This is a genomic window from Pseudoalteromonas sp. UBA2102 (assembly GCF_002331165.1).
Lineage (GTDB): Bacteria > Pseudomonadota > Gammaproteobacteria > Enterobacterales > Alteromonadaceae > Pseudoalteromonas > Pseudoalteromonas atlantica.
Map to the genome: position 1 here is coordinate 1 of NZ_DCYU01000085.1, position 7,632 is coordinate 7,632.

The 7,632-nt window shown below is 41.1% G+C and carries 7 protein-coding genes; 2 read left to right on the forward strand and 5 right to left on the reverse strand.

Features of this window, described 5'->3' with window-relative positions; genetic code table 11:
• Positions 1-207: 207 nt before the first annotated feature.
• A complete protein-coding gene (gene dapE, locus B2R65_RS11690; RefSeq protein WP_286742844.1) occupies positions 208-1,392 on the reverse strand; it encodes a succinyl-diaminopimelate desuccinylase in 1,185 nt (394 codons plus the stop codon).
• Positions 1,393-1,653: 261 nt separating this feature from the next.
• Between dapE and B2R65_RS11695 the strand changes: the two genes are divergently transcribed.
• Positions 1,654-2,307, forward strand: coding sequence for an OmpW/AlkL family protein (locus tag B2R65_RS11695; RefSeq protein WP_004588347.1), 654 nt, complete (start codon positions 1,654-1,656; stop codon positions 2,305-2,307).
• Between the two features lie 59 nt (positions 2,308-2,366).
• On the opposite strand, the gene B2R65_RS11700 is transcribed toward B2R65_RS11695, so the two are convergent.
• The gene (locus B2R65_RS11700) at positions 2,367-2,903 is read right to left on the reverse strand and encodes a thioesterase family protein (RefSeq protein ID WP_004588346.1); all 537 of its coding nucleotides are present in this window, start codon (positions 2,901-2,903) and stop codon (positions 2,367-2,369) included.
• 103 nt (positions 2,904-3,006) lie between these two features.
• On the opposite strand from B2R65_RS11700, the gene B2R65_RS11705 reads away from it, so the two are divergent.
• Complete coding sequence (locus B2R65_RS11705) at positions 3,007-3,501, forward strand: hypothetical protein (protein ID WP_024032286.1); 495 nt, start codon at positions 3,007-3,009, stop codon at positions 3,499-3,501.
• 18 nt (positions 3,502-3,519) lie between these two features.
• On the opposite strand, the gene tyrR is transcribed toward B2R65_RS11705, so the two are convergent.
• The 3 genes from tyrR to B2R65_RS11720 form a co-directional block, all read right to left on the reverse strand.
• Positions 3,520-5,076 carry a transcriptional regulator TyrR gene (gene tyrR / locus B2R65_RS11710; RefSeq protein WP_004588344.1) on the reverse strand — a complete coding sequence of 519 codons (1,557 nt, stop codon included), beginning with the start codon at positions 5,074-5,076 and terminating at the stop codon, positions 3,520-3,522.
• Between the two features lie 209 nt (positions 5,077-5,285).
• Positions 5,286-6,866, reverse strand: coding sequence for a cellulose biosynthesis protein BcsG (gene bcsG, locus B2R65_RS11715; RefSeq protein WP_286742853.1), 1,581 nt, complete (start codon positions 6,864-6,866; stop codon positions 5,286-5,288).
• A gap of 169 nt (positions 6,867-7,035) precedes the next feature.
• Positions 7,036-7,632 (reverse strand): BcsE family c-di-GMP-binding protein (locus B2R65_RS11720; protein WP_286742856.1); only part of this gene is annotated, 597 nt, incomplete at its 5' end.

Below are 7,632 nucleotides of genomic sequence, written 5' to 3' on the forward strand. Positions count from 1 at the left end.
ATCGCCCCTAGGCAGAACCCGAAGGGCAGCGCATGTTTGGCATTTATGCTGCGTTATCGCCTATTTATGGGGAATAACCACACTTCATAGGCTCTGCCTTGCCTAAAAACCAAACATACTGCTGCAAACTCAATCATTAAAGATCAACACGCCCTACTCAAACAAACAGCGAGGTGATTCTCGCTGTTTATTTTTATCGGGCGATTACTATTTATGGCTAAAAATTCGCGCTAATAAATCTGTGTAAATGGCCTCAATTTTAAGTAAATCATCAACCGGAACATGCTCGTTTACCTGATGAATGGTACTATTTTTAACGCCGCACTCAATAACTTGGGTATGCTGGTTTGCAAAAAATCGGCCATCAGAAGTACCGCCACTGGTACTTAACATGGGGTAACTCCCTGTTTGCGCATAAATGGTGTGCTCCAAGTGCTGCAATAAACTCCACCCGTTTGTTGGTGGCGTATAATAGGGCTCACACGCTCGCTCCCATTCAACCTCCAGGTGCTGGGCGTATTCACTCAGCGCCGCTGATATACAGTGCTTTATTGCATTGCTTGTATAACCATGGCTATATCGCACATTAAAGGTAATTTCGCACTCGCTAGGCACTAAATTATCAACAACATTATTTATATTAATGCCGGTCACTTGCAAGGTGGTTTTAGAGCTTGGCTCATCGTCAGGCCATGTTAAATTACTTAAACAATTTACAATATTACCCGCAATATGCGCAGCATTTATAGTGTTCTGTGGGTAGGCAACATGTCCGGCCTTGCCGTGTACTTTTATACGAGAAGAAATAGCGCCTCGGCGACCATTTTTAATTGTATCGCCTACGTGTGTAGAGCTTGTCGGCTCACCAACAATACAGCCATCAAGTTGTATATTATTTTTTGCTAAATGCGCGGCTATTACCTCTGAGCCAAATTCGGCCTCTCCTTCCTCATCGGAGGTAATAAGCCAGTAAAAACGCCCTTTTTTACTTTTAGTCTCTTTTAATAGTGCCTTAGTAGCACCAAGCATAGCCGCCACACCGCCTTTCATATCGGCAGCGCCGCGACCATACACGGCATTATTAATAATATTGCCGGCAAAAGGCGGGCTTAGCCAGTTGCCCGACTCGGCGGGCACAACATCAATATGCCCAGAAAACGCAACACATGGTCCTTCTTGTTCAAAACTAACGTAGGCAATTAAATTGGTAACGCCTTCACAAATAAACTGCTCACAGTTAAAACCAAGCGCAGTTAGCTCATTGCTAAGCCAATCTATGGCACCGCCTTGATTAGGCGTTACAGACTCAAACCTAATAAGCGTTTGCGTATTTTTTACCACCGCGCTTAAAGGCTTACTTACACTGTTTTGCGATACTTTTGCAACAGACATAACAACACACTCAATAACCATAAGAGAGATTATTAAAGCGCGAGAATATGACCAAATAATGGCAAAGTTAATACAGTGCGATGACCGTTAAATATATAACTGCGTCAATTAATTAAAATACTTTTTGCACTGACTTTAATCTAAATCAAGAAAAGGGTTCACATACTTCAAACATTTTTGAAACTTTGATCTAGAACAGGTTTTCAACGCTCGGAGATTGTAATAATAGCGTCAATCAAAAAGTAGTTATTGGAGCACAACATGAAAACCCAAATCAGCATTGCATTACTTACCTCTTTACTTGCTATTACCCCTGCGGCACACGCTAACCTTAGCGTTAATGTTGGCGCTATTAATGTAAATCCAGATAACAGCAGCTCGGCAATTAACGAAGCGCCAACCCTGGGTCTAAAAGGCGACTCTGACACGCAGCTAGGTATTACAATCGATTATGCATTTAACGATAAGTGGGTGGTAGAGCTTATTGCCGCTACGCCGTTTTCGCACGATGTAAATGGCGCGGGTGGGTTAGCTGGCAATAAAATTGCCGACATCAAACAGCTTCCGCCATCATTGGTTGCGCAATACCACTTTTTAGATACAAGTTACGCGCTACGCCCGTTTATTGGTGTAGGGTTAAATTACACCACCTTTTTTGACGAGCAGCCTTCTCAAGCGCTAAAAGCAACCCTAGGCACTGATGATGTTGAAGTAAAACTCGATGATTCGTTTGGCTTTATTGCACAAGTAGGCGCTAACTATAAAATCGATCAACATTGGGGGCTACATGCCATGGTATCAATGATTGATATAGATACCGATGCCACAGTGTATGCAAACGGTGCAAAAGCCCTTACATCAACCGTTGAGCTTGACCCAGTCGTTGCCATGTTTGGTGTAAGGTACAGCTTTTAATTAAGTTTGCAGCGCCTATGTTCTATGTGTTTAAGGCCGTAAGGCCTTATTTTATGAAATTATTTAGGAAGGTTATTCACCTTTTTTTGCTCAAGCATTTCTTTCCAGTGCATAATTTCGCTTGGTAAAATAGGCGCTACACCATCAAACTCGGCTACTTCAAGCATTTCTTCAATACTCACAATGCCTTTTTTGTTTTTAAACACACCGCGCACATACGCTATAGCGTGCAGGCCACGCGCAGAATGAAACTTTTGTTCAATGTAAAAATATTTATGATCCCACCCCACCAGCTTGGTACTAATGGTATAACGCTGCATAGGTTTAATATCGCGAATATAAGTAATGGCTGTAGCATTAACAATAGGAAACCAACGGCGCTTCATTACTTGTTTTAATAGACCAATTCGCTCAATCATCCAAGTGCGTGACAAGTCCATCATAGCCAAATAACGCGAGTTTGTTAGATGCAGGTTTATATCGCAGTCTGTTGGCAGCGCTTTGTAATCAATATCGACAGTATCAAGTAACTGTTGGTAGTCGCGGTTGCGCTTAATTTTAAAAAATAATAAAAGAAGTCTAATATATAAGTTCACGAGAAGGTCTTACCAGTATAAAGTTAACTCAGTGTAACATAGCCACTTGTTAAGGCGAATGTTCTGTTTTAATCTCAAATTATAAATATAAAAAAGTCATAGTATGAAATATAAATTAGCGACACTTTTCACAACCAGTTTATTATGCATTAGCACCAGCGCACTGGCCGATTTTACAATTAAAGGCCCAGGTACGGTAACTTACCCAACAGGTATAGAAAAAACCTTTAATTTTGGCTTTGCATGGCAGCAGCAGCTTGGTAAATTTTCGATAGGTAGCAAAAGCTACGATATGTCGCAATTACCTAACTCATACTCGGTAGCAATCACTTTAGCTAAAGACGATAGCCAAGTGTGGGTACAAGAGTTTAATAATGGCTTTATTGAAGCGTTTGATTGGCAAATAGGTAAACATACTGTCAGTTTGAAAAAGCAGCAATTTAAAGACCCCGTAAAAGGCAATTACGTGATTGAGCTGAATGGCCGCAGTTACTTTTTTACTCGTAATAACGCAAGCATAGTGATTAATTTTGATGAAAATGGCATAGAAACTATCGCCATTGATGGGGTTACTAAAAACATGGGCACTAAGAGCTAGTGCCCAGTAAAGCGGCTATTAAACTTTAACAGTTTTGCGATTAATACCGTAATCTCGTAGTTTATTTGCCACTGCAGTGTGGCTAAGCCCTAAACGCTTAGCTAATTGTCTTGAGCTTGGGTAAGCCGGATACAATTTGCGTAGCAAGGTTGCTTCAAAACGTTTTACAGCTTGATCTAACGACCCTTCAAAATCTGACTCTAAGTAGCCTAAATCGTGGGTAAAGGTGGGCAATTGCAAATGCTCTACACGTAGCTCGCTATCATCAAGTAACGACACCGCCCGATAAATTGCATTTTCTAGCTGGCGCACATTACCTGGCCACGGGTACTCTTGTAAAAAGCGTAAGCACTCTTGTGATAAAAGCGGAATTGCGTGGCCGTTTTGCTGTGCGTACTTTTGAATAAAGTGCTCGGCTAATGGGCCCACATCAGCTTTACGGTCTCTCAGTGGTGCAATCTCTAATGTGAGTACATTAATTCGATAGTATAAGTCTTCTCTAAATACGCCCTCTTGCACCATCGCGGGTAAATCTTTTTGTGTGGCTGCAATTATACGCACGTTTACTTTTACTTCGTTTTCGTCGCCCACTTTTCTAAATGTGCCGTCTTGCAAAAAGCGCAGCAGCTTTGTTTGTAGCTGTGTAGACATTTCGCCAACTTCATCTAAAAACACAGTACCGCCATCTGCTTGCTCTAGGACCCCGCGTTTAGGTGCGGTGTTTTCTTCATATCCGGCGTAACCAAATAATTCAGATTCAGCCACATCATCGGGCAAAGATGCGCACGAAAGTGCAATAAACGGCTTAACCGAACGATTAGAGGCATAGTGGCACGCACGAGCAAGGAGCTCTTTACCTGTGCCAGTTTCTCCGGTTATTAAAATGGGGGCTTCTAGCTGCGACATTTTTCGTGCTTCGCGCACTACACGGCGCATAGCAGTACTAAAGTTGTGAATAGTTGCAAAGCTTTCTTGCCCGTAACGTCTAAAGGCACTGACCTGCTGACCAAGGCGGCTTTGCGATTTTATATTTATAACCGCACCAGCTAACACGTCACCTTCACCACCTTGCGGGACGGCAATCGGTAAAATATCGGCAATAAAGTCTTCACCGGCAACATCTACCCGGGTTGTTTGTCCAAGTACTTCTTTGCCTTCTAACCAACGCGTAAAGTTAAACCCTTTTAGTAGGTTATTAATATTGGCCCCTACCACTTCTTTTTCGCTCAACTGTAGGTCTTTACAGGCAGCGTCGTTACACAAACGTACCCACCCTTTTGCGTCAATCGAGATAACGCCATCGGGAAGTGCACGCAGCAGTGTATTTAATTCGTTATGCTCTCGCTCAGAGGGTAAAAAGGCGGTTGTGCGAACATCATGTACGCCATCAATCAAACGAATAGAAGGCATAATTTTTTGAAATTGCTCAAATTCAATTTCAGGAAAGCTTACATACATACGGCAATTTACCGAATCAACCTCAATCCCTTTTAAGTCAACATCGTAGTTTACTAAAATATTTAGGATCTCTTGGGCAATACCTACACGGTCGGCACAATGAATATCTAGACGCATACATCCTCGAATAAGGAAAAACTATATTAGCCGAATAATACGCTAACTCCGTTATTCAATACAGTAAATTGTAAACAAATTTGGACAAGCCATCGTCTTTATCACTGTAAACTCACGCCTATAAACATCAAACTGTAATAACGTGCAGCTTAAAACTAAAAAACGCAGCGTGTAAGCTGCGTTTTAAAAGGGGTCGTGCAAATATGCTATTAATTTTGCGGGTATGGGGTCCAGTCTCCGCCATCTAATTGAATATAAGGGCGCTTATTAACATACATCATTATTGTGTCAGCGTTTTCGGCTACTTTAGGTGCACGAGGCAGCGTATCAACTAAGTCGGCAATATTGCCATTACCTGCAAAAAAGTTTGTGCTAAGCACGCCACTAATTAGCTCCGATAAACCAAAGTAACTTGTTGATTCGCTTACAAGCGTTTGTGAATAGCTTTGTACATTTTTACCAATAAACTTAATCGCCACCGGAACAGATACAATACTTGGGCTTGGTATCTCACGAAGCCCAGCAAACTGCACTTTATCGCCTTTTAATGCTGCGCCGTGTTCAGGTACTATCATCAGCATGACATTACGACCACGTTTTTCTAGGTTTTTAATAAACCCGTTAATATCGTTAAATAAGTTTTTATGTCTAATTGGGTAACTTTCAAGGCTACTCATGCGGGCTTGATTCGCTAGTTGATTGCCATCATGCAAACTGGTGGTGTTGTAATACATAGCACATGGCGCGCAGTCTTCACCTTTATCATTTAACCATGAGTTTAGTACTGCCCCGTCTGAGTAAATAGGTTTGTTGTCAAACCCATATTGAGCTACAGGTAAGCTAGTTATATCGTAAGGCTGCTCATCTATTTTACCAAACTTTTTCACCAAACCTTTAAACTCATCAAAGTGGCCGTCGTGGTTCATAACCACATTGCTTTTGTAACCTAAGTTTTCTAAATTTTTAAACAAATGACACTGCTCTGGTGCATTTTCAAATAAGGCAGTTTGGCTTGTTTGACCACAACTTGCTCGTAGCAGGCGAATTGCAGCAGGCCCAGAGTAAGAAGTAGCCGAATTAAAATCAGAAAACACCACATCAAAATCGCTATATAAATCATCAAGGCTTACGCCAATAGCCTCTAGATCAGCCACGGCCATCGAGCAAATATTTAGTACTATGACATCAAATAACTCGCCATTATATTGCTGAGGGAACTGGCTTGCTAGCAAACTTTGTTGCTGATAAAACTCTTTTAATTGCTGATCAGGCGATTTTGCTTCTTGTGTTACCACCTGTGCTTGTGCACGAGGCGCTGCTGTTTGAACATTATTAGCCGCCACTGGCTGTGTAATTAAATTATCCTCGTTGTTTGTCCCCTGCCAGGCTACAAACATAAGCCCAACTATTGTTACGGTGGTAAAGCGTATCCACTGTGAGCAATACCAAAAGCACACAGTAATAACAAACAGTGCCAATAACATATCAACATTAATGACACGCGCCATGAGCTCTAAAAAGTAGCCAAAGCTAAAGTCTTGCACGTTACCAGCTTGGCGTGTTAAACGGTCTATAGGGGGCAACCACGAATCTTTATAAAGTAAAACAATGGCCATTACTGCGCCTAACCAATGTTTGGCTTTATTTAGTAAAGGGTGCGTGTAAGAAATAGCAAAAAAAGCAGCCAGCGCAGCATTTGCTAATAAGCCAAAGTCGATTGCACCATAATAAAAAAGTGCAAACTTAACTAAAAAATAGAGGTTCCACACCCCTAAGCCTGATAATTTCACTATTTACCCTTCTTTATTCTATTTGGTTTGTAAGGTTCGAGTACTTCATGTTTAAACGTAAGCTGAGCATAGTATTTTTTTATTTTTTTCAGTATCAACGACCCCGACATACATAAAAATACGCCAACTAGCATCGCTAAAATTGCTGTAATCAATAATTGATTGATACTCATACGTTACTCTTTATGGCCATTTTAAACGGCACAGCATCTGCGCGCTCGTTTTTAGTAAACTCTGGTGTTTCTAAATCAGCTGCAACACTTGCATCTATTTTTTGCGAAAATTTATAGCTTTCATTCTCTTTTAATTGGGCAGAGTAATCGGTTATATCTTGGCCCGCATAATAACGCCTAAGCTGTTTACATTCTTGCTGAATATAAAAATGATCGGAAATAATATTTTGCTGCGCAAAAAAATCGTTTGTTTCTAATTTAAACAAGTGCTTTATCGCATTGTTTACATCATTTTCGCGACACGCATGTAAATACAAATACACGGTGTTTTCTACCAAACTGAATACGTCACCCTCTCGCTTTATATGAAATAAATGCAAAGGGTGGATTGGGTCAATCCGAGGCAAAAGCTCTAATTTAACTAACACCCCGCTTACCCCTAAATTTACAGCTGAGTCGCTGTGAACTTCTACCTGTTTGGTAAATTCTATAAAAGGCAGGTAACCTTTAGAAAAGGTATTTTCGGTAAATTGAAGTACATGTTCAATAGAAGGCGGTAACGGTCTTGAAAATTGAAACCCTTGAATTGACTG

Coding starts and splice junctions, on each gene's coding strand:
- tyrR (WP_004588344.1), bottom strand. CDS start 5,076: ATGCGTCTAGATATTCATTGTGCCGACCGTGTAGGTATTGCCCAAGAG.
- B2R65_RS11705 (WP_024032286.1), top strand. CDS start 3,007: ATGAAATATAAATTAGCGACACTTTTCACAACCAGTTTATTATGCATT.
- B2R65_RS11695 (WP_004588347.1), top strand. CDS start 1,654: ATGAAAACCCAAATCAGCATTGCATTACTTACCTCTTTACTTGCTATT.
- dapE (WP_286742844.1), bottom strand. CDS start 1,392: ATGTCTGTTGCAAAAGTATCGCAAAACAGTGTAAGTAAGCCTTTAAGC.